Raw genomic sequence first — 22448 nt, forward strand, 5'->3', positions numbered from 1 at the left:
GTTCTGTGTGCTTTGACAGGTGTCTTGTGTCCACGGATGCAGGGCGGCTCGAGGCGCCGATGCAACGTACGAGCGTTTGGTAACTCCGCATGACACTGCTGTACTACGACCCCATTTTTCTCCAGCACGAAACGGGAGCTCATCCAGAGCGGGCGGACCGGATTCGGGGGGCTCTGGAGCGCTTCGAAGCGAGAAATTTGCTTTCCCGATGCGCCCGACCCCAGGTCAAACCTGTGTCCCGAAGCCGGCTCACCCTGATCCACTCCCCGCGGTATATCGACGAGGTCTGGGCGGTTGCCAAATCCGGAGGCGGTGACCTCGATCATGACACCATTTGCAGCCCCGCTTCCTACGACGTTGCCCTGGCAGCCGTCGGAGCCGTATGCGATGCCGTGGAACGGGTGGTCAAAGGAGAAGATCGCCGGGCTTTCTGTCTGATCCGACCACCAGGGCATCATGCACTCCGCGAAAGGGCGATGGGCTTTTGCATCTTCAATAACATTGCGGTGGCGGCTGCCGTGGCGGTGTGGGAACTGGGGCTGGAGTCAGTGTTGATCGTGGATTGGGACATCCACCACGGAAACGGAACACAGGCGGCGTTCTGGGAGGATCCGCGGGTGGGATTTCTCTCGATCCACCGGTATCCCTTCTATCCCGGTACTGGTGCCGCGGACGAAATCGGCGAGGGTGCTGGACGCGGCTATACCAAGAATATTCCTGTCTCCTACGGGATATCGCGGCGGGAGTATTTCGCTGCCCTGGAATCAGCCCTGGACAAATTCGCTGCGTTCGTAAAACCTCAGTTGGTGCTGTTGAGTGCCGGATTTGACACCCACCGGCTGGATCCCATCGGCAATTTGGGGTTGGAAACCGAAGACTTCGGACCACTTACTGCTTTGGTCCTGGATGTGGCAGATACTTATGCGGAAGGGCGTTTTGTCAGCGTGCTGGAAGGTGGCTATAATCGTCTGGTCATGCCCGACTGCCTTGCCGTCCACCTTGAGGAAATTGTGCACAGGGATGAGAAGAGCCGCCAGTCCGCAAATTCCTGAATGCTCTCACCACTCGATCGACGATGCGATATGACGTCCATCGTTCGTGGACCTGTTCTCGAATGCCATCGCATCGGCAAGCGTTTTGGCGGCATCGTTGCCCTGGAGAACGTGGATTTTGACCTTTATCCGGGCGAGGTCCACGGGGTTGTGGGCAGCAACGGGGCTGGAAAAAGCACTCTCATGAAGATCCTGGCGGGGGCGTTGGCTGATTATGAGGGCGAAATCTCCGTAGCCGGCCAGCCGGTGAAAATCACCAGCCCTCAGATCGCATTCCATCTGGGCATGGCCATGGTGTACCAGGAGTTTTCGGGCGTCGGCCAACTTTCTGTGGCGGAAAACCTCTTTCTCGGACGCCAGCCGCTCAACCGGCTGGGATTCGTGGATTGGCCTTTGATGCGGCAGAAAGCCCGCGAGTATTTGAAAGAACTGGGGCTTCATCTCGATGTTGATCGGCGGCTCGATACATATCCACTCGTAGTGAGACAGATGGTGGAGATCGCCCGGGCAGCCCACCGGGGAGCCCGCATCCTTATCATGGATGAGCCCACCAGTGCTTTGAGCCCTCCGGAAGTGGAGCGACTTTTCGAATTGATCAAGACGCTTAAACAAAGAGGCGTGGCCATCGTTTTTATCAGCCACTTTTTGGAGGATGTTCTGGCAATTTCAGATCGGGTCACCGTCTTGCGGGAGGGACGACGTGTGCTCACGCTTCCCCGTGCAGAGTTGACCAAACACAAACTGGTGGAAGCGATGATTGGCCGTGGGGTTTCAACAGGTGCTGAACGCGAAGAATGGGCCGAGCTCCCTCCACGTGTCTCCGCACCGCCGGTGCTTATTGCGGAAAAACTCACGCTGCCGGGGATATTCGAGGACGTGAGTTTGGCCGTCGCTCCCGGAGAAATCTTGGGGCTTTATGGATTCGTGGGAGCAGGGCACCAGGAAGTGGTTCAGGCTTTGGGGGGAGCGCTGGCACCACGTTCCGGGAAGATCATTCTTGGGGGGCGAACGATTCCCCTCGGCAGACCTCAGAAAGCGGTTCGTGCGGGGATGGTTCTCGTAACGGCGGATCGAGCTGCGGGACTATTTCTGCGGGGCGAGGTGTACAAAAACGTCACCATCGCCCATCTACGCCACGCCGTGGGAAATTGGGTCACTCTCGCGAAAGAACTTCGCGCGGTGCAACCGGTCCTGCAACAGGTAGGATGTCGGCCGGCGAATCCGCTGCTCAGAGTCGAGCATCTGTCCGGAGGCAACCAGCAGAAGGTGGTGTTTGCCAAATGGTTGCTGGGACCGGTTCGCGTGCTGCTTCTGGAAGAACCCACGCGGGGCATGGATATTGCGGCAAAGGCGGAGGTGATGCAATTGGTAGAGCGGCTTGCCAGGCAGGGGACGGCCGTGATCCTGGCGTCCACGGAGCCGGAACTCATTCTCGCGCATTCCCATCGCGTGATGGTCATGAGTCGAGGAAAAGTGACTGCGGAATGGGCGGGATGCCGGTTAGAAAAGGCCGAACTGCTCAGGGCGGCTTGACCCCGAGAGCGACCCCGAGGTAACTGCCCCCTCCACGCGTTGCACCAAAAGTAAGGAATTGGCTCGCCCAAGGCATCCGTAGGACTTTAGCAATGGCAGCATTGGCAAAGGGATTCAAATTCCGCTGGGAACCGCAGGATATCGCACCGGTGGCGTCGCTTCTTGCGCTGATCGTCTTTTTTGGGATTGCCGCCCCTGGCTTCCTTCGGCTCTCTACCTTGGTGACCGCCTTGCAGCAAGGGGCGGTCCTCGCGATTGTCAGCACGGGATTAACGTTTGTCCTTTTGGCTGCGGAAATCGATCTGGCTGTCGGAACCGTGGCCCTGTGGACGGCCTGTTTTTGTGGGTGGCTTTACCAATCGTGGGCAATGCAAACCGCGGAAGGGCGTTTCGTAGCGTCGGCCGAAATCGTCGCAGCCGTCCTCATCCTGCCATTGTGCACAAGCCTCTTGCTGGGAATTCTTTCCGGTATCTTAACGGTGAAGTCGCGACTGCCGAGCTTTATCATCACGCTGGCCATGATGTTCATCTCTCAGGGGGCTGCCCGATACATCACCCGCGGTCAAGCCTTTCGGGTCCCGGCCCTGTTGGGAGACATTGGAAATCGGGGCATCGAGCACGAGGGATTAACCGTCATCCCTTACAGTGCCCTTTTGGCGGGTGCCATCATGATCGTGGGACATGTGGTGCTCCAGTACACGCGATTTGGTCGATACGTGTACATGACTGGGGGAAACCGCCAGGCGGCCCGGCTGGCTGGGGTACCAACAGGGCTGGTCGTCACGGCGTGCTTGGCGATTTCGGCGGTCACCGCGGGTGTCGGCGGTCTGGTCAATGCAGGACGCATGACGAGTGTGACTCTCGATCAGAACCAGGATCTTTTGCTCAGCGCTCTGGCGTGTATTGTGCTTGGGGGAACAAGTCTTTTTGGCGGTGAAGGAGGGATTGGCAAGACGCTCGTCGGCGTCGCCACGTTCACGGTCCTCAACATCGGGCTCAACTCGATTCGGCTGGACGATTTCGCGCGGCCTTTTGTGATGGGTGTGATATTGATGGCGGCGCTGCTTCTCAATGCGGCACTCGCTCGGCGGCGGCCGTGATTCTCACGGAACGCACACCGACGGTGAGGGCTTGGCCAAAGATTGGGTCGCGGATCGCCTGATCAATTCCATGGACAGAATAAGGAGAAGCACTGCCAGAATAAAGGGACCAGCGGACAGGAAGGCCCTCACCTGAAATGCGAGGAGAACCCCCACAATTCGCGCAACGGCACTCAAACTGTTGGCGATCCCAAAAATCCGCCCCTGGTGATCCGCATCCACCCGTCGCGAGATGAGGGATTGTACGGCGGGCATGACGAAAGCCATTCCCGCTGCCACGATGCCACTGCCGATGATCACAATTGTTGCAGCCAGTTCAGCGCTCAATCGAATTGGCGGCAAAAAACGAGCTATCTGCGGATGTTGTACAGCCAAGCTGATTCCCAAAAAACCGGCTACCGCTGCCGTCAATCCAATATTGGAAAGTGTTTTTTCCGACAATCGAAGACTGAGCCGACGCACAAGGAAACCCTGAGTCAAAGCTTGCGTCAACCCGATCAGAACAAAGACCCACAAGATGTCTCGGCTCAGATGCAGCATGTGCAGATCTCCCTTGAGTTGCCGAAGATCGGCCAGGGTGACGGAGAGCGTGGCTTCAAACCCCGAAAGTGCGAAAACGATCAGAAACCCCGTCCAGAGCAGCGCCGCAAGTCCCGGATCCGCAAGGACTTCCTTCCACACTTTGGGGTTGAAAAGCAGGTGCCAATTAGCGTGTGATCGGGGTACATGTCGATGGGCGCCTTCAGCGGTTCTGCGGCGAAGTTGAGGGAGCGATTCTGGCAAAAACAACAATGCGGTGAGGAGAGCCATGGCTGAGAAGCCCGCTCCCATGAACCCCGGCAGGGTACTTAACGCCGCCTGCTTTCCAGGAGCCACCGACATGGCGAGGGCGCCGAGAAGTGGTCCGAACGTGAGCCCCACTCCAAACGCAGTACCGATGACAGCCATGCCACTTGCCCGATGTTCGGCTTTCGTCACGTCTGCAACGAAAGCCTGAGCGGTGGAAATCGTTGCGCCCATGATTCCTCCTCCGATGCGTGCGAGGAACATCAGCCAAAGGGAGCTCCAGGCGCAGGCAAGAGCGAAAAGGGTGTAGCAAAAGGTTGAACCGGCCAGTCCGACCAGCAGAATCGGGCGTCTGCCGACCCGATCGGAAAGACTGCCCCAAAGCGGACTGAATAAAAACTGCATGAAAGAAAAACTGGTCATCAGAAAACCAAGAAGCATTCCCTGAATCGTCGGGCTGTAGCCCGCCATGAGATGCTCGGCATAAACCGGCAGAAGGGGCAAAACAAGTCCAAACCCCAGCAAATCCACAGAGACGACAAGAAAGACAATGCCTACACCGACGCGTCTGGGAGGCTGCAAACGTGGGGACAATCCATTCAGTGCGAAATCTTTTTTTTGCACAGTCGCTGTAAGCTTCACAATTGACCTCACCAATTTTCCCAAAACGACGATTTCTTTACCAAAACGTGTAACAGTGTGCCAAGCTGCCTGCAGTTTGTGGTTTGGAAACCCGTCCAGCGCGTCACACCATTGCCTATACTAAGTGGTGTGGCCGACCAACCCTATAGCTGGAGTGAGACGGCATCGGACGGCGTAAACGCTGGGGCCGTTCAAGTCTGCCCTGCGAGAGGGCCAGCCTTGCGACCGATGTTAAGGCGTGACAATTTAGCGGCCCCACTTGGCTCAACGCGGTCGGAAACCCGTATGGTGAATTGTTCGCGGCTTGCCGACGGGAGACAATTGCCGAATACGGTTGAGCTTCGCAGGAAAAGGAGGTTTTACAGCTATGAGTCAAACGTCGGTTCGCCATCTGGATGTTCTGGAATGTCGTCGACAGTTTCCGGCCCTCTTCCGCAAGCATGGCGGGCTCCCGGTCGTGTATTTCGACGGGGCTGCCGGCACCCAGGTGCCACACCGAGTCCTCGACGCTGTCTGCCGGTATCTCGTGGAGACGAATGCCAACCGGCACGGTGTGTTTTCTACCAGTCAGGACACTGATCGGATGATTGAAGAGGCGCAGCAGGCCGTGGCCGATTTCCTTGGCACGGATGATCCGCAAACCGTCATTTTCGGTCCCAATATGACCAGCCTGACCTTTGCGTTGTCACGAGCTCTGATGAAAACCTGGAAACCGGGGGACGAGATTGTCCTGACCCGACTGGAGCACGATGCAAATTTCACGCCGTGGATTCTCGCTGCCCGAGAGGTAGGAGTGGTTCCCCGTATCGTCGATATCCATCCTGAGGACTGCTCCCTGGACTTGGAGGACTTGGCGAGGCAATTGTCCCAAAAAACTCGACTCGTGGCTGTGACATGTGCTTCAAACGCCGTGGGCACGATCACGCCGGTGGCTGAAATCGTCAAGCTGGCCCATCAGGTAGGCGCCATGGTGTTTCTCGACGCCGTGCACCTGGCCCCGCATCGGCGTATTGACGTGCAGGCCTGGGATTGCGACTTCCTGGTGTGCTCCGGTTATAAGTTCTTTGGCCCCCACGTGGGCGTCCTTTGGGGAAGGCGGGAGTGGCTGGTGTCGCTGCCTGCCTATAAGGTGCGACCCGCGCCAGACGATATTCCCGACCGCTGGATGACGGGTACGCAAAACCACGAGGGAATCGCCGGGCTTTACGCCGCGGTGGAATATCTCGCCGAGATTGGGAAATCTGTGGCCCCCGAAGTGACGACCCGGCGGGAAGCCCTCGACGCCTGTTTTCAGGCCGTCCAGGTTCACGAGGAAACTCTGACCAGGGAACTCATCGAGGGACTTCAGGCACTATCTGATGTGCGGATCTGGGGAATTACCCAACGTGAAAGGTTGCACCAGCGGTTGCCGACCATCGCCATCACCCATGCGCGGTTCTCTCCCCGCGAGTTGGCGGAATTTCTTGCCACCCGCGGAATCTTCGTGTGGCACGGGAATTTCTATGCCCTGCCTTTGACGGAGAGACTGGGCCTCGAACCCGAGGGCCTGCTGCGCATTTCAATGGTGCATTACAATACCGTGGATGAGGTCCGCCGGGTCCTTGCAGCCATGCGGGAGGTTGATTAGCCTGTTGGCCCCGGTGTGTACGAGTTCAGAATAGAAACTGGGTAAACAGGCATTGTGTTATCAAGGCCAAAAGTGTAAAAAATCTGTCTTCAATGGAAATCATTCGTGGTAATATTTACGACTATCCCAAATATTATGATGTTTTATTCGGTGCAGACTGCCAGGCCGAGATCAAGTTCTTGCGCGCTTGCTTTGAACGTTATGCGCGAATTCCCGTCCACCGCGTGTTCGAACCCGCATGCGGAACCGGCCGTCTTCTCATCCGTCTGGCGCGACAGGGATTTGACGTCGCTGGTTTGGATATCAATCCCAAGGCCGTGGAGTTCTGCAATAAACGTCTCAATCGGTATGGATTTCCCTCCACGGTTTGGGTTGGGGATATGACCGACTTCCGCGTGAGAAGAAAATTTGAGGCGGCTTTTAACACGATTAATAGTTTTCGCCACTTACCCGATGACCGAGCGGCTATTTCGCATCTGCAATGCATGCGGCATGCCATCCGAAAAGGTGGGCTGTATGTCCTGGGGTTTCACCTCACTCCCAATCGTCCGCCAACCTGTACGGAGGAAGCATGGGTGGCCCGGAAAGGGTACCTTCAGGTCAACTCCTGGATGAAAACCATCAGCCTTGACCGAGAGCATCGCAAAGAACGAGTTTACCTGCAATTCGATATCTATACTCCCACCCGTAGCTTACGGATTGCTGACGAGTTCATCTTTCGTACCTACGACCGTCACCAGTTCTCACGACTTTTGAAAAAAGCCGGAGGGTGGGAGGTTGCGGCGACCTACGACTTCGCCTACCGCATTGACGATCCTATTGTTGTGGATGATCAGACAGAAGACGTCGTGTTTGTCTTGCGTGCTGTTTAGGCTGCCACCCGTTTAAATCTAATAAGCCTTGCGTTGTATGCTCATCCGGCAATTTCAAGTCAAGAGTTAACACAGGGGAGCAAGTAAAGAATTTAAAAGTAATTCGGTGTGGTTAGTGGCAGCGATAGCTGTACTCGATGAATAAAAGGAGGATTTGTAGCCAAATATGGAAGCCGCACGCGTGCAACCAAAGGAGCTTGAACATTTCTTGCGGATCGCAAACAAGGCGGTGGACCTTGCAGCGGAGGTCTTGCGGGATAAGTTCGGACGAGTGGAAGCGAGATTGAAGGGGCACGCGGATTTCGTCACGGAAGCTGATACTGAATCGCAGCGGGTGGTGTGTGAAGTGATTCATGCAGAGTTTCCCGATCACGGTTTCCTGGGGGAGGAAGGAGGTAACTTTCCACCGGAGGAAGAAAGCACGTACTTTTGGATTCTCGATCCGCTTGACGGAACCACCAATTACATCCACGGCGTACCGTTTTTCTCCATCTCTTTGGCGCTGGCATATAGGGATGAGGTTCTCGTAGGGGTTGTATTGGACCCGATGCTCAATGAGCGCTTTACAGCGGTACGCGGCGGCGGTGCATTTTTAAACGGAAGGCCCATCCGCGTGAGCTCGGTAACGACCCTTGGGGAGGCCCTGGTGTCGATTGGTCTTCCGCCTCGGGTGATGGCCGATTCTGCCGATGTGCGCTGGATGGTGCAATCCGCGGTCCACTGCCTTTCCTTACGGCGGACCGGTTCGGCTGCTTTGAACATGGCTTACCTGGCGGCAGGTCGGTTCGATGTCTCGTGGGCTTTGACCACCAAGGTCTGGGACGTGGCGGCTGGAAGCCTCCTCATCGAAGAAGCCGGCGGTGTGGTGACCAACCTCAAGGGAGAGCCGCTCAGCGTGAAAGGGGGGCCGTACGTCGCTGCGGCGAACCGCGGATTACTTGAAGAGTTCTTTCGGGCAGTTGGATTTCGCTCCTGAGTATCTTGTTGGGGCAGGACAGCCAAGGCAGCGGGCGCTCCGACTCGCATTGTCCGCCTATATTTGGTGCGCATTGCAAGCAGACTGCCGTGTTACCCCTCCGGGTATGGTGACGGAGAACTCGCGTCATCCCCGTGAGTTGCAGTACGGCCGGGCTGACGATATAACGGAGGCAAGCCTGGGACGGGACACCGGCCTCAAAAGAAAGGACGATGTTTAATCATTCTTCCGGGAGGTCTGAGTCATGACGTATGAGCACGACTATTTGGCGGGTAAGGTGCATCCTCGTTGCTGCCCGTGTCATGAGACCAGCACTCTGAGTACCCTGGGAACTCTAACACGACGGACCTTTTTGGGAAGTGCGGCAATTGGCTCGAGCATTCTTTCGGGTTTAAGCTGGGCCAGCCTGGCCGGTCAGGCCCCCGAAGTACCGATGCCACCTCCGCGACAGGCCCTCAAAGTAAAGCCCGTCTTCCTGTATCGCGTGTATCAACCGCGTCCCCAGACGAGTTGGCGAAACTGGGGTGGCATTCACACAGAGGAAGCGGCGGCCCAGGAGGTTGCGCGAATCCAGGAGGAGCTGAAGCAGCTTCAAGCCTCCGCGGACTTCCCTTTGGAACTCGCTCCTCTCACGGCAACGAAGGACGCTCGCCAGTTGAGTGGTATGGAGGACGTCCAAAGTGCGGATGCGCTGCTGGTCTACGCTAATGATGGTGATCTCAATGCGATTGCAGCACTTAAGAAGGACACGATTTTCTTCATCCGCCACAAGTCTGGTCCACTTTATCTCTACTATGAAATCATCAGCCCACGTTTTCTCCGCCAGCACACGGATGAATTGCAAGTTCCGGGAATGGACAACGAGGATGTGGTGATTGACAAGTATGACGAAGTGCTTTGGCGGCTTCGCGCGCTCTGCGGCCTCAAGAACGCACGCAACCAGGGAATTGTGGCAATCGGTGGTGCTGGGGCGTGGGCGCAACCTCCCAAGGTGGTGCCCGAACTGGTCAAAAAAATCTGGGGGACGGAAATCATTGATTTTTCCTACGAAGAACTCGGCAAGCTTATCAGGGCAGCTCGGGCGGATGAAGCCGCCGTCAAACTCGCGAAACAACGCACCGACGAATACTTGAAAGATTCCAACGTAACCTTAGAAACGGATCGCGCATTCCTGGAAAATGCGTTTTTACTGGACCACGTCTTCCGGAAGATCATGGCCCAGGCTAATTGCCGCATGATCACAATCAACGGGTGCATGGGGACGATCATGCCGATTGCGGAAACGTCCGCCTGCATGACTCTCAGCCTGCTCAATGACGACGGCTATCTGGCCTTCTGCGAGTCCGATTTCGTGGTCATACCGGCGGGAATGCTCTTGTGCGGAATTTCGGGGTTGCCGCCATTTCTCAATGATCCCACCTATCCGCATGATGGGATCATCACCCTGGCGCACTGCACTGCACCGCGGAAATTGAATGGCCGTGAGCGGGAGCCGGCACGTATTCTCACCCATTTTGAGTCCGACTACGGTGCTGCGCCCAAAGTAGAAATGCGCAACGGCCAGATTGTGACCAACGTATTGCCGGACTTCAAATCGCAGCGCTGGGTGGGACTGCGCGGGGAAATCGTGGCACATCCGTTCCTGCCCATTTGTCGTTCGCAGATTGATATCCGGTATACATGCGATGATAAACTCCTCGCTGACCGCATGCCCGGCTTCCACTGGATGACCATTTACGGCGACTATCTCCGCGAGACCGGTTACGCCCTTAAACGCGTGGGAATTAAGTTCGAAGTCCTTGGTTAGCGGGCAATAAAGCCTGCGGCGACACGATCTGCCGAGATTCTGGCCACAAAGGCTGACTTCCTTCTGCGACTCGTTTCTGCCGGGCGGATTGCGTTCGGGTCCGCCCGTTGCGCTTTTATGGTTCGGAGGACGGGGAGGCTAACGTGATCGCCGAAGTTCGTAGAGGTCGTAAAGGTCGAACAGCATTTCGCGGAGGTTGCCCTGGTGCCGGGCGAAGGATTCGTGAACGTCTTCCCGGCTGATGAGGGGTTCGCCACGTTGCAGAAGAAGCTGCACGATTTGCCAAGCGAGGTCTTCATTCGGTTCCGGGGCATAAAGAAGAGGAAGCTCTACGTCGGAATGGGCTGTTCCGATCAGTCCCAGACGCCGCTTCCGGCACAGCCGTCGTAACTGGTATCGTGCCCAGGCGCTGAGCTGCTCGTAGCCATCCACCGTGAGCACAATCTCGGATCGGTCTTCCAGTAAGTTCCAGGTTTCCTGGTCCAGTGTCCGCTGCCCATCATGGAGTTCGAGACGCAGACACGGAATCTGGTGCTGTTCCATCCAGTCTGCGAGGGCCGTGATTAGCGCGGATTTGCCCACGCCGTGCGGCCCGACCACGGCCCCCATTCTCTGCAGTCGTTCGAACGTCTGATAAAGCGACTCGGCGGAGCAGCCGGGGGGAAAAATGTAGGGAATCGCTCCCGGTCGAACGAATCGCGCGGAAAACGGATTTTCGACTTTTCCAGAAATTTCGGTCACTGGATTCTCACTCTCGCCGGCGCGACGTGTCCCAATCGAAAAGTGATCTCTTCCACGATCTCACGACCTTTGACCGGAAATACCCGCACCCGCACACACCACCGAATACGGATGATCAGCCCGTCGTAGCTGAGAGGCGTCTGCGGAAGGATCGTTTGAAAGCGGAGAGGAGCCGAGATTGACAGGGGCGAGTCCCCGTCCTGCGACCAGCGCCGAAAATGGTGGACATGGAGATCCTGATCGCCCTTGCCATCCGTGTACCAGAGTATGGAAAGCTCGACCGCCTTGATCGCCTCACCACAGTCAGCAGGGGTAATAATGACCTTGCCGGAAAGAATCTCTCCGGGCTCGTAAACGGTCTTTCGATGGTCGAGATGGATGACAATTCGCGGTTCCATCGCTTTCCGGCAGGAGATAAATTTTTTGGAACCTCAACTCCTCAGGAGAAATTTCGGGACTGTTTGCGTATCACGGCGACCTTCCAGCTTCCCACTAAACCGTTTCCGAGTTATCGTGGCTCGTGCCCTCGGAAGACGTCGCTCCGCCCATGCTTGTGGCCTGAACAGGCCGCCTGGGCCAGGATGCTGTGTCGGACTTCCTCGAAGGCTCCGGCAAAACAACGAGCGGGAAAATGCGCTCGAAAACGGGCCAGTCCTGCGCACTTCCCCGCACGCAGAGACGCCATCGGACTTCGTTGTGTGGGGAACGGAAAGAGTGCATCATTCCCGACGGAATTTCGATTTCTGTTTCGATTTCAAAGGGGACGCTGTGGAAAATGTCGAACTTCTCGTGCCGAGCAAGCGTCTTCTGCCAGATTCGGCGCGTTTCACGCCGGGTGTTGGTGCCGTGCTGAAAAGTGGCTTCTTCTTCGCACACAATGAGCATTTCCAGCCAGTTCATCTTGAGCCAGCCGGTTTGTTTGAGGTACACTCGGTACCGCTGGCCGCAGATCAGGGGAAAGTCGGATATCTCCACAATGGTTTGTCCAATGGCCGTGGTTACCATCCACTGCCGGAAGAACGCGGCCACGAGCGTCAGGCCGATCATTAAGCACGGAATCAAAAATAGAGTGAAACTCCAATCGAATTTTCCCGAATGGTAAACTGCCAGGGCGAGGGCCAGCACGGATCCGTTCCAGAAAAGGGCGGCACCGAGCCAGCCCATCAGGGCTCGTGATGGAGTTCCCAGTACGGGGAGTCGATAAGGTAGATGCTCGCCCGGTTGTTGAATGCCGGAGGGAATTTCGGGGACAAACGGAAAGAGCGCCGCGTCCGGGTTGGCGCTCAGACTCAGCGCGAGGGGCTTGCCCTGAACTGCCAAACGTTCCACCGACTTACCCCACCGCCAAACATGGTAACTCACCCCGCCTGCCCCTAGAACCACAAAAGAGAACGGGATAAGAAGTACCAACCAGGTCCACCAACGAAACCCCCGTTCCAGCACCGCGATTTCCGGGTTGGTTGGATCGTACCACGCTGTTCTGCTTTCGCCGACTCGGTAATCGTTCAAGCACCGTTCCGCATGGCGGCGATCCACGGAGTACCCATTCCCGCGAACCGTATGGATATCGTAGGTCCAAAGCCGGTAGACACGCTCTCCCACGCGATACTCGATGCAGACCTCCGGCCGATAAAGCGTCTGGCCTTCTCGCAGCGTTGTTCCCAAACGCGTTTCCAAAACTTTACAGGGGACAGGCAGAAAGTCCTTGCCGGAGCGCCACTCGGGCAAGAGCAGAAAACGCAATACAAGCCAAAAGCCCAGACAACCCAGGAGAAACAGGTTGGCAAAGAAACCTGCCTCCCAGAGTCCGGCAATCCTCTCTGAACCAGTTCGGCGATTGCCGCGTTTTTTCTCAAACAGGCGGAACCAGCGAGCCAACTGACACCTTCCCGGTCAAGGTTAGAATGCTGACTCCGCCGCTGGCCATGGGCGATTGCACAAAAACAGCCATTCGCGGCCCCTTGGGCAGGGCCCATTGAATTCGGTCGACCAAATCACAGAGGGGCGGAGTCAGCCCGTCACACCTTCCTGTTTATTTTGCTCAAAAACCGGGACGGTTGTCGAGTCATCCATGACCACCCGGAATTGAATAACACAGGAATCGGAGAGTTCGGGAACAAAAGGAGTCGGACGATCAGAAATTCCCAGGGCCTGCAGGCGACTCCTCCTGTAAAACCCCAGGCGTTCCAGTGCCTGGTACACTTCCTCCAAAGTTTTTTCGCCGAAATTGGCGATTTTGAGAAGATCCTCGGGCTTTGTGTTCAGCAACTGGGCCACCGTGAAAATGCCTCGATCCTCGAGGCAGTTCGTCGTGCGGACCGAAAGCCCGATTTCCGCCGTGCTCATCTCCAACCGTTTCTGCAACTCGGCTTCGTAAACGGCGGCAGGGCTGATGCGAACGCGGGAACCCATCGCATTCCCTCCTTGGAGAGTTTGTCTGTGGCAATCCGTTGCCCGGGACAGCAGAAACCACCTCTTTTACACCAGCACCAGAAGCCTTCTGGAGAACCGTCCGGCTACTCACTTCCACGACACCGAGAAGTGATTGCAACGGGATTGCCACGGGGTCAATAAATCGGTCTCCAGCCGGCCGTGGTGCAGACGACTTAGAATGCCCATACTATATCAAGTTTTCGGAATTTGCGGAAGATGCCGGTTACGCAGAGACGTATCCGGAGGCCCGTCCTGCGGAGGGGTTGGCCTGCCCTTCCCGATGGCTCGGCTCTCCTCCGCTCGCGGGATTTTAGAATTTCGTTTGGCCTGAATTGTGGCAGTTGGCATAGAGCATTTGTGAGGGACGGCAATGGAGACTACTGGTTGGTTCCTTCCAGCCGCGGTGATGGTGGGGCTGATGGTGCTCATCTCTGCGGTGATGCTGGTCAGACGTTGGCGGCAGCGCAGACGCAAGCCAAAATGGGTGGAGCCCGACCTCCGGATCGATGTCGCGCGGTTGGAATTGCGGCCGGTTCCAGAGGTCCCGATGCTTCTTTTCCATGGCGAGCCCGTTCGCCTGGACATCGTGGTTCTTGCACCTGCGGGTCGAACAGGTTCTCTGCCGCCTCCACAAAGCTGGCCGATGCTGATGGAAGCCGTCGCCCCAGGACTGATGCGGGTGGTCCAGACACACGAGCCACAGTTTGTCCGGTGGCCATCGCAGCTGAGTGTCAACGGTTTCATTCATCAGTTCTTTCGCAACGTGGTGCTTCCAGGGGATCGCGGGCGTGGCACTCCGTTCTGCGCCGCCGTCGGTCCGGCGCGCGGCACAGACGGCCAGCTTTTCCTGGTAGGGATGATCATGCACGCCGACCATCCTCTGTTTCTGTCGTTTGAGGAAGTTGAATCCGAAACGATGTGGCGGAGACTCATCGAGGTTCGCACAAGCTGACACATCCCCTCTTTTCCTCGGCCGATAGGCACCACGCCGACGTCCACACGGGCTCGCGTGGGTGCGGAATTCAACCCCGAGGCACGTGACGGTAGGGGCAATTCATGAATTGGCGCTACAATGAATTGCCCCCATGCCATTTCAGCGGCTTTATAAAAGTGGGACGTTGATCGGCCGCACAAGGCCTTGATGGAGCTCGCCAAGCCGACGAAACTTGAGAAATGCCCTCTTTGCAATTGAATCGTGTCGCTGAGCTCTATCCCGCTGTTTCTGACAAAGGACGCGGGTTCCGCAAAAGAGGCGCGAAGCATCTGGATGCGGAAGAGGGAGGACAACGTTTGAGGGAGCGTCTGTGACAGAACTGACCAGAGAAGAAATTGCCGAACGTTATTTTGCTCAACTTCCTTTTACCCCGTATCCTGTTCAGGAAGATGCCCTGCTGGCCTGGTTCTCTTCCAAGCAGGGTGTTCTTGTGTGTGCCCCGACCGGCACCGGGAAGACCCTGATTGCCGAGGCAGCCCTGTTCGAAGCTCTTCACACCAACACGGTGGCGTATTACACCACCCCGCTCATCGCGCTGACTGAGCAGAAATTTCGGGAAATGCAGGAGGCTGCGGTTCGTTGGGGATTTTCTGCCCGCGACGTGGGACTTGTCACCGGCAACCGCCGGGAGAACCCTGATGCTCAGATCCTCGTGGTTGTCGCCGAGATCCTCTTCAACCGGCTGCTTCACCCTGAAATATGGGATTTCAGCGTCGTCAGCGCTGTGGTCATGGATGAGTTTCACAGTTTCAACGATCCCGAAAGGGGCATCGTTTGGGAATTTACACTGGGTTTGCTTCCCCCTCATATCCGCACTCTCCTCCTGTCTGCAACAGTCGGAAACGCGGTGGAGTTCCTGCATTGGTTACGGACAGCCCACAGACGGGATTTAGAATTGGTCATCAGCACGGAACGGAAGGTTCCGCTTGTCTTTCAGTGGGTACCGGACAGGTTGCTCACGGAGCAGATTGAAGAGATGACAGCGGGTGACGAAGAATCCCGCAAGACGCCGGCCCTGGTGTTCTGTTTCAACCGGGAGGAGTGCTGGACGATCGCTGAACAACTCAAGGGCCGGGACATGGTGACACGTGAGCAGCAGGCCGCCATTCAGGAGGCGCTCAAAGAGGCCGATCTTTCCCAGGGAGCCGGTCCGAAACTCAAACAGCTTCTTTTGCGGGGTGTGGGGGTCCATCATGCGGGTGTGCTGCCCAAGTACCGGCGCCTTGTGGAAGACCTTTTTCAGCGCAAGCTGCTTTCGGTAGTGGTGTGCACCGAGACGCTCTCCGCAGGAATCAATTTGCCTGCCCGCTCGGTGGTTTTGCCAACTCTGGTGAAAGGGCCTCGCGAAAAACGCCGCCTCATTGATCCGAGTTCCGCGCACCAGATGTTCGGGCGGGCGGGGCGGCCTCAATACGACAAGCAGGGGTATGTGTTTGTGCTCGCTCATGAAGATGATGTGAAGCTCGCTCGATGGAAGGAAAAATACGACCAGATTCCCGAAGACACCAAGGACCCTCAACTTCTCAAGCTCAAGAAGGAACTGAAAAGAAAAATGCCGCAAAAGCGGCCTGACGAGGTGTACTGGACGGAAGCACAATTCTGGAAGTTAAAGAACTCACCACCGGCCAAGCTCATCAGCCGAGGACATGTTCCCTGGCGTCTGTTGGCTTACATGCTGCAGGCCTCGCCGGAAATAGAGCCCATCCGTCGGCTGGTCAGTAAGCGCTTGATGGAGAGCGGTCGCATCCAGGCGGAACTCCGACATTTGGAGCGAATGCTGTTGACACTGTGGCGAGCTGGTTACGTTCAGCTCGAACCCCCTCCCCCCGCTTCCGCGCTAGTCGTGGACCGACCTAAAAGCACGGTGGACCGAAACCGGACGAGCTGGGATTTTCCCGCGCAAAACACGCCGGAACAGACTTCAGATGAGACTTCCGCCAACGAACAATCGAGTGAAGCCGTGCCCGGCTACAAACCAGAACGGGCGATACCGACGGAGCATATCTGGAAGATTTCTGCGTTTCGAAGCGTCAATCCACTTTATGGAGTCTTTCTGGTCAACCAACTGGGTGTGGCGGACCAGGCCGAGCTCCTCCAGGCTATGGAAAGTGTTCTCGAAATGCCCCGCTCGTTGCTTTCCGCCGTCAGAGTCCCGAGCTACGACGAAATGCCGCCGGGCCCCTTGGCCACCACGCGGCTCGATCCCCTCCTTTTGGAGCATGGGTTGGCCCTCCCAGAACAGCTCACAGGGCGCCGCGAAGATGAGGATGAGGAAGAAAGAGAAGAACGGCGACGGCGACAGCGTCGCGGGTTTGTCGAAGATCGGCCACGCGTTTTCACTCTGGCCGAGAAACTCGAACTGCTCTTCCGCTATGATTTTCCGGATGTCACGGACGTCAAGATCACTCCAGTCTGGGCTGCCGGCGAGATTTTGGAGTTCGGGGGCGACTTCAATAAGTACATCACCAGCAAGTCGCTCCAGAAGCAAGAGGGGATCATCTTCCGACACCTCCTGCGGCTGATCCTTTTGCTCGGAGAGTTCAAGCAGTTGTGTCCCGTGGAGCTGACCCCGGAAGTTTGGCAGGGCCAGCTTGACGAGTTGATTGCTCGATTCAGCGAGTGCTGCCGCCGAGTGGATCCCACCAGCACAGAAAAAGCCCTCGAACAGGTGGAAGGTGAGGAAGTAATCGACGATTGAACCGCTCGAAGGGAATTCCCGTCGCGCAGTAGTTGTTGACAGACTGAAACCCCCGGGCAGTTGCTCGCTTCAGATCATCCAAACCATGTTTGTGTTACTGCGACCTGGGTTCTGCACTGGCAGCCCAATCACCACCTGAAGAAACGGTAGGGATCATCCCACTCTTGTGGCCGGTCCAGGTAGAGCCCGTGCAACCATCGGCCCTCTGTCGGAGGATCGCACGGCACAATCGCGACATCCGCAAGGTACAGTTTGCCACTCCCTTCGAACCAGAGCTGGAGCCGAGTATTTTTCGATTCTGTTCCCCGGCCGACCAGGAGATACGTGTAACGCTTCCATTCCTGGCCGGGGACAAATCGCTGATACTCAAGCAATGCCCGCCACTTTGTGGTTTCCTGGACGGCGATCCAGGCTTGGCGTCCGGAAAGATTCTCTGCCCGGGCCAAGAACGATACTCGGTACCACTGCCCTTCTTGAATCGGGACGTCATGCTGGGCCAGCATTGCCGTGGTCCGACGATCACTGGTTCCCGCGGGCACGTCAACGCACACTACGGTCTTCCCGGGGACGTCTTCTTCATGCTCGAGAGTGCACGAAGCCTGGGGTACCTCGCACGAGAAGGTCCAACCATCAGGCATCTTGTCGTGATCCTGATCCTCGGAAAAATTCCCGTTTTTCACCAGTGATTTCTGGTTCCCCTGCTGGACGGGTTGGCTGAACCACTCAAGCAGCGGTGTTGTCGGCCGAAGCCCCATATTGGCGAGAACTCGGCTGAACATGACGGCCGTCCGGCGGAACGTCTTCCGCAGGTTCTGTTGCTCGGTTGTCCAATTGAAGTACCAGGGGTTTGTTCCATCTTCGAAGTCGCCGTTGACAAACAGGTTTTTCGAGGTCCCAGCTCGCGACTTGGGATCTCCAGATTCTTCAACAAGCCGCATCGTGTCCACGCGGAGACGTGCTTCCGGTTGGCCCACATGGAGATAAGCCTGCCAGCCTTCTGGATAAGCATTCGTCACTGTGAAACTGAGCCGGACTTCCGACCACTGATCCGGTGGGAGGATCACGTCTTTACCCCGGGCCAGTCGAGTCCACGGTGGCCCAGCCTGCTCCACTTCCAGACGCACAGACGCGGGTTTTCCTAGCGGTTTGACCCACGCGCTGAAGGTGTACGTCTTTCCTACGGATCCGCTGGCTATTTTTTGTCCGAGTTGCGCCCAAGGTACGGTGGCCATGGTAATTTCGGCACAGGCACGACCCTCGTGGTGGTCGACCGTGACGACCCGGAAGTCGGGTACAGCGGCAGGTTCCTTTACAAAGTCGAAGGGGAGAAGCTGGCAGAACACGATTCGTCCTTGTTTGGTTTCCCCAAGGACATCGCTTAATTTTTCCACCCCGTCAGAAAGGACTGGAATGTTTCGGGGATCCCGATTGTGAACGTCTGCCGGGGCAATTCCAGCAAAAACGCTTGAAAAGGATGGTTGGGTGAAAAAGGAATTGATGTATTCCCTGGATTCCGTTCTTACCATAACCGGGAGGAACGAGTTCGCCTCGTCCCCTTCCATCCCCAAGAGGAGTATGCGACCGCCAGCCGCCATCCAGCTTGCGAGAATGTCTCGCTTTTCCAGGAGCTGCTTCCCCGCATCTCGTCCGACAACCAGCACGTCTTCAGAAGTGAGTTTTTCCACCGGAACTTCAGCAAGTGGGACTCCCAGTCGGGTCAGGTACACCCTGCCGGACTGGTCGCCCACATAGACGGCGCGCCGTTCCGGAGGTGTTGAAAAGTCGGCTGCGGTGAGGTAGCGAAGCATATTTACAACTATCTGTTCCGCGACGGGGTCACGTTCCGTCCGGCCGGTCACATCCAGTTGGCAGAACAGCACGCACCCTTTGCCTTCGCGATATTCCACAAGCGGGGTGTACTGCAGGGCGAAACCACCATCCAGAATTGGAAGGAAGTCACCACGCTGCGGCTTTTCCAGGAGGACGGAGGCGACGATCCCGCGGTTGCCGCAGCGCCAAAGCCTGGTGACCTCCAGGCCGCACCATCGGACGGTCGGCGCCCCCGCGTAGCGGTCGCTGGGAATATATTCCAGTCGAGGCGGAAGTAGGGTGGCGCTGCCGCGCCAATCGCGGAGGTGCTGCTCGCTGAGTCCTTTCAGGACGGGGTGGTCAGGTACCCGCGGAAACACCTGACGCAGTCCATATTCGGCGATTCGAAAGCCCAAGCGCTTTTCCATGACTTCGGCCGTCTGTTCGAAGACGAGCACCCTCAAGCCGTCGCGGACAGCCCGGATTGAGGGCGCGGGTCCATCCACGGTAAGGGCCTTCTTTCCGATGATCAGCAGATCGAGTGCCGAGGGATCGTCGTCTGCCGAAATCGTCTGAAATCCAATTCCGAGGCGTTTCAAAAGCTCACTCGTCTCTCCCACCGGGTCAAACACCCCGATCTTTGCCCCTTTTGCTTTCATTTCGTTTGCCAGGGTTTGCTTTTCTGGTGATGGAATCACCTCCAGTGGAAACACGTCAGTTTGACGCTCGCCGGTGCTGAAAATAAACTCGGCAGAAAGGAGATAAGGTCCAGGGGGTGACGTTGGCGGGAGGGACACCTCAACAGATTGACGACTCTGGCGGCCGGTCTCAATCTCCACCTCACCCGATTGCTCCGTGTGGAACACAGAGCCGACCGCCGCGCTGTTGCTGGGACCGTCCGATTGCGGGCCGGAGAGTGCCCATCGCCACTTGCAGGTGACTTTTTGCCGGCAGTTGTTGATGATAACGAGCTGTTTGCGCAGGGTTTCTCCGGGACTAAACACGTGGTCCCGACTGGTCACTGAGGATTGGGGACCCGCGATATACGCAAGCAGAGGCATATTGTTCCGATACATCGCCTCAGCGGCCAGGGTGGGCACCCAATCCTCTCTACCGTACGCGAGGTCCATTCGCTCATAGCGATCTTCCAGATAATCAGGGCTGTAGCCTGGTCGCTGAAGGTTCTCCCAATCGGTGGGAAGCTCTGTGCGTTTATTACGGTCCAGGCCGGGACGCATTTTCCAGTAGATGTGGTGCTCCCATGGGGAAATGGCCGACAGCTCCCAGGTCCGAAACGCGCGCCAGGCATCTTCCAGATACTTGGCCAGAATTGGGTACCGTTCATCAAAATCGCTGGATCCAAGCTGGTGGGGATAATCCCAACGATGCCACAACCGACCCTCTCGGAATTGCCGAGCTTCCCACCGGAGATTCCGTTTTTCCTGTTCGCTGATTTGGTAGGCACGGTCGCCAAGAAACTGAGCGTTCCATTCGGCAAGACAGATATCCCATGGTACAACAGCGCTACCAAATTCGCGTTGACCTTTGTACCATCCTCGATACATGGCCCAGTCCCACGTGAAGGGAGCCCCGTATTCACACGCGAAGAACGGCTTCACCCCTGTGGTGGACCAGTGCTCGAACCAGTCGCAAAGCTCCTGAATGGGTACCCAATTGGGGTAAAAGTTGCTGGTGTGCATGGTGCCCAGATTACCCGAGGAATGGTGGTAAACTGGGCGAGTGGGATCCAGCTCCCGAATAATCGCCTCGGCCCGCAGTGCCCGTCGCGCGTTGTTGAGTGACCAACCGTCGCGTGGATCGTGAATGCCGTCGATAAGGTCGGGATTCATATCCTCGTTGTAGCCCGTCGCGTTGTGACTGGTAGCGTACATCACAACGGAGGGATGGGAGCCCGCCACGCGGGTATAGAATTCCGCGTGCTGGCGATATCCGTTTGTCTTTTCAGCGTCGGGCGATTGCCAATCGTAATGGGAAAAATGCGGTTGAGAGAGCGCCACCAGCATTCCCACATCGTCCGCCGCCCGGAGAAGCTCCTCGAAACTCAGGTGGGAGCCCGGTAAACAGTCGTAATTGTGAGTATAAACAAAGTTGATGCCAAAGCTCTTCAAACGACGAAGGCTTTCACAGGCTGCCTCGTAGGTACACCATGCCGCACCCACCTGGGCGTTGTCGAGCGGGACGGCCGACAGAAAGATTCGCGTTCCATTGAGATAAAAATCCCGCCCGTCAATCCAGAATTCACGGAATCCCCAGCGCATGGGCCACCACTCGTCAAGCACCGTGTTGTGCTCGTCGAGCAGCGATAGCCCCACATCGTACTGATTTTGAGGTGTGTGGATGTCCCATACTTTGCTCGGCCGCCACATGTCGTCGAAAGCAAGAAGGTTGTTATCGAGCTGTGCGGCCTGGAAAAGTGGTGAAAGGGCCTCGTGCACCGTCTCGCCGCCATCTCGGTAAACAACCTTAATGCGGTACTGCTGATCGCGGTTGGGACGCTGCACGGAGGCCACCACGCGAACGCTTCCATGTCGGTAGGAACTCTCAAGCCGGGCGAATCGAATGATCGGACCCCTGGGACGGCTCACCAAAAAAACGTCGCCGCACAGTCCGCGGCGAGCGACACTCCCCCGGACCTGCCTCGCCGCGTTGCTGTCTGTGTAGGCCATTAACACTCCCTTGAGAGGTATCGCCTCGACAAGGATGGAGAGCGTGTAAGTTTTTCCGGGCTCGCAGAACTGGGTGAGGTTGACTTCCCCGCCCGGAAAAACAATCTCATCTACTTTTTGGCCGTTAATGAAAACTGTGGCCAAGGAGTTGACGTATTCCGCTTGAAGTACGATCTCGCGATCGACCCACTCTGTGGGGATTGTGAAAGTTCGCTGGTACCAGGCCGCGGCAATATCCCGCAATCGGACGTTGGCCCATCTCGGATGCGGATACACTACTTGGCAGTCCTTCTGCATGTAATCCGTGATCCCAGGCCAGGGGCCGGGAACCTTAAAATAGCCCCACCCTTGGGTAGGGACGCTTTCCGCGGTTCCTGTTGCCGGTTGCCATTGCCATAGACCGTTGAGAGAAACCCGTTCGCGAGTTGCCGTATTCTGCTTGTAAGCCTTTTCGATATCCCAGACCGCTTTGACCCCCGGAGGGAGCACTGCGACTTCCGCTTTCCCCAGGCAAACACCGACCCCGAGCAGAGAAATAATGACTGGCCAGAGAACGTGCCGGGACGCCATGGAAGACCTCCTTCGAAGGACCATCTGGTGTGTTGCGGCGAGATAGCGGCGAGAACGTCAATCTGCCCAGTTAAGCTAACCTCCGGATTGTGTTCACACAACTGGTACCACGCGGTGGCAA

The 22448-nt window shown here is 56.9% G+C and carries 15 protein-coding genes; 9 read left to right on the forward strand and 6 right to left on the reverse strand.

The genetic code is table 11. The annotated features are described in order from the left end of the window. Window positions 1-89 precede the first annotated feature (89 nt). The 3 genes from THTE_RS15020 (at window position 90) to THTE_RS15030 (ending at window position 3685) form a co-directional block, all read left to right on the forward strand. Entirely contained in the window at window positions 90-1052 is a 963-nt protein-coding gene (locus THTE_RS15020) for a histone deacetylase family protein (RefSeq protein WP_095416200.1), read from the forward strand. A gap of 30 nt (window positions 1053-1082) precedes the next feature. After that, on the forward strand, window positions 1083-2585 hold the full coding sequence (locus THTE_RS15025) for a sugar ABC transporter ATP-binding protein (RefSeq protein WP_168175869.1): 1503 nt from the start codon (window positions 1083-1085) through the stop codon (window positions 2583-2585). Between the two features lie 92 nt (window positions 2586-2677). Further along, window positions 2678-3685, forward strand: coding sequence for an ABC transporter permease (locus THTE_RS15030; protein ID WP_095416202.1), 1008 nt, complete (start codon window positions 2678-2680; stop codon window positions 3683-3685). Window positions 3686-3688: 3 nt separating this feature from the next. Here the strand turns inward: THTE_RS15030 and THTE_RS15035 are convergent, their stop codons facing one another. Continuing rightward, window positions 3689-5113, reverse strand: coding sequence for an MFS transporter (locus THTE_RS15035; protein ID WP_157732141.1), 1425 nt, complete (start codon window positions 5111-5113; stop codon window positions 3689-3691). A gap of 367 nt (window positions 5114-5480) precedes the next feature. On the opposite strand from THTE_RS15035, the gene THTE_RS15040 reads away from it, so the two are divergent. From THTE_RS15040 to THTE_RS15055, 4 genes are all read left to right on the forward strand, one after another. Continuing rightward, entirely contained in the window at window positions 5481-6740 is a 1260-nt protein-coding gene (locus THTE_RS15040; protein WP_095416204.1) for a cysteine desulfurase-like protein, read from the forward strand. 92 nt (window positions 6741-6832) lie between these two features. After that, window positions 6833-7612: a class I SAM-dependent methyltransferase gene (locus THTE_RS15045; protein ID WP_095416205.1), complete on the forward strand. Its 780-nt coding sequence runs from the start codon at window positions 6833-6835 to the stop codon at window positions 7610-7612. Window positions 7613-7778: 166 nt separating this feature from the next. Next, window positions 7779-8588, forward strand: a complete 810-nt coding sequence (locus THTE_RS15050; RefSeq protein ID WP_095416206.1) for an inositol monophosphatase family protein — start codon at window positions 7779-7781, stop codon at window positions 8586-8588. Window positions 8589-8832: 244 nt separating this feature from the next. After that, the gene (locus THTE_RS15055) at window positions 8833-10395 is read left to right on the forward strand and encodes a hypothetical protein (protein WP_207651726.1); all 1563 of its coding nucleotides are present in this window, start codon (window positions 8833-8835) and stop codon (window positions 10393-10395) included. A 138-nt stretch (window positions 10396-10533) separates the two neighbouring features. Here THTE_RS15055 and THTE_RS15060 read toward each other — a convergent pair whose 3' ends face one another. The 4 genes from THTE_RS15060 to THTE_RS15075 form a co-directional block, all read right to left on the reverse strand. Then, a complete protein-coding gene (locus THTE_RS15060; RefSeq protein WP_095416207.1) occupies window positions 10534-11136 on the reverse strand; it encodes a P-loop NTPase family protein in 603 nt (200 codons plus the stop codon). Continuing rightward, the gene (locus THTE_RS15065) at window positions 11133-11534 is read right to left on the reverse strand and encodes a vacuolar protein sorting-associated family 26 protein (protein ID WP_095416208.1); all 402 of its coding nucleotides are present in this window, start codon (window positions 11532-11534) and stop codon (window positions 11133-11135) included. Before THTE_RS15065 ends, THTE_RS15060 begins: the two co-directional genes overlap by 4 nt. A 94-nt stretch (window positions 11535-11628) precedes the next feature. Then, window positions 11629-13014: a DUF3592 domain-containing protein gene (locus tag THTE_RS15070; RefSeq protein ID WP_095416209.1), complete on the reverse strand. Its 1386-nt coding sequence runs from the start codon at window positions 13012-13014 to the stop codon at window positions 11629-11631. 132 nt (window positions 13015-13146) lie between these two features. Beyond that, window positions 13147-13548: a DNA-directed RNA polymerase subunit alpha C-terminal domain-containing protein gene (locus THTE_RS15075; RefSeq protein WP_095416210.1), complete on the reverse strand. Its 402-nt coding sequence runs from the start codon at window positions 13546-13548 to the stop codon at window positions 13147-13149. A 391-nt stretch (window positions 13549-13939) separates the two neighbouring features. Between THTE_RS15075 and THTE_RS15080 the strand changes: the two genes are divergently transcribed. Next, a complete protein-coding gene (locus THTE_RS15080; protein WP_157732142.1) occupies window positions 13940-14521 on the forward strand; it encodes a hypothetical protein in 582 nt (193 codons plus the stop codon). A gap of 352 nt (window positions 14522-14873) precedes the next feature. Beyond that, window positions 14874-17261: a DEAD/DEAH box helicase gene (locus tag THTE_RS15085; RefSeq protein WP_207651727.1), complete on the forward strand. Its 2388-nt coding sequence runs from the start codon at window positions 14874-14876 to the stop codon at window positions 17259-17261. Window positions 17262-17389: 128 nt separating this feature from the next. Here THTE_RS15085 and THTE_RS15090 read toward each other — a convergent pair whose 3' ends face one another. Beyond that, complete coding sequence (locus THTE_RS15090) at window positions 17390-22327, reverse strand: carbohydrate binding domain-containing protein (RefSeq protein WP_168175870.1); 4938 nt, start codon at window positions 22325-22327, stop codon at window positions 17390-17392. Window positions 22328-22448 lie beyond the last annotated feature (121 nt).

Origin of the sequence: Thermogutta terrifontis (genome assembly GCF_002277955.1) — a bacterium.
Lineage (GTDB): Bacteria > Planctomycetota > Planctomycetia > Pirellulales > Thermoguttaceae > Thermogutta > Thermogutta terrifontis.

Coding starts and splice junctions, on each gene's coding strand:
- THTE_RS15065 (WP_095416208.1), bottom strand. CDS start 11,534: ATGGAACCGCGAATTGTCATCCATCTCGACCATCGAAAGACCGTTTAC.
- THTE_RS15080 (WP_157732142.1), top strand. CDS start 13,940: ATGGAGACTACTGGTTGGTTCCTTCCAGCCGCGGTGATGGTGGGGCTG.
- THTE_RS15090 (WP_168175870.1), bottom strand. CDS start 22,327: ATGGCGTCCCGGCACGTTCTCTGGCCAGTCATTATTTCTCTGCTCGGG.
- THTE_RS15040 (WP_095416204.1), top strand. CDS start 5,481: ATGAGTCAAACGTCGGTTCGCCATCTGGATGTTCTGGAATGTCGTCGA.
- THTE_RS15050 (WP_095416206.1), top strand. CDS start 7,779: ATGGAAGCCGCACGCGTGCAACCAAAGGAGCTTGAACATTTCTTGCGG.
- THTE_RS15025 (WP_168175869.1), top strand. CDS start 1,083: ATGACGTCCATCGTTCGTGGACCTGTTCTCGAATGCCATCGCATCGGC.
- THTE_RS15055 (WP_207651726.1), top strand. CDS start 8,833: ATGACGTATGAGCACGACTATTTGGCGGGTAAGGTGCATCCTCGTTGC.
- THTE_RS15045 (WP_095416205.1), top strand. CDS start 6,833: ATGGAAATCATTCGTGGTAATATTTACGACTATCCCAAATATTATGAT.
- THTE_RS15030 (WP_095416202.1), top strand. CDS start 2,678: ATGGCAGCATTGGCAAAGGGATTCAAATTCCGCTGGGAACCGCAGGAT.
- THTE_RS15075 (WP_095416210.1), bottom strand. CDS start 13,548: ATGGGTTCCCGCGTTCGCATCAGCCCTGCCGCCGTTTACGAAGCCGAG.
- THTE_RS15020 (WP_095416200.1), top strand. CDS start 90: ATGACACTGCTGTACTACGACCCCATTTTTCTCCAGCACGAAACGGGA.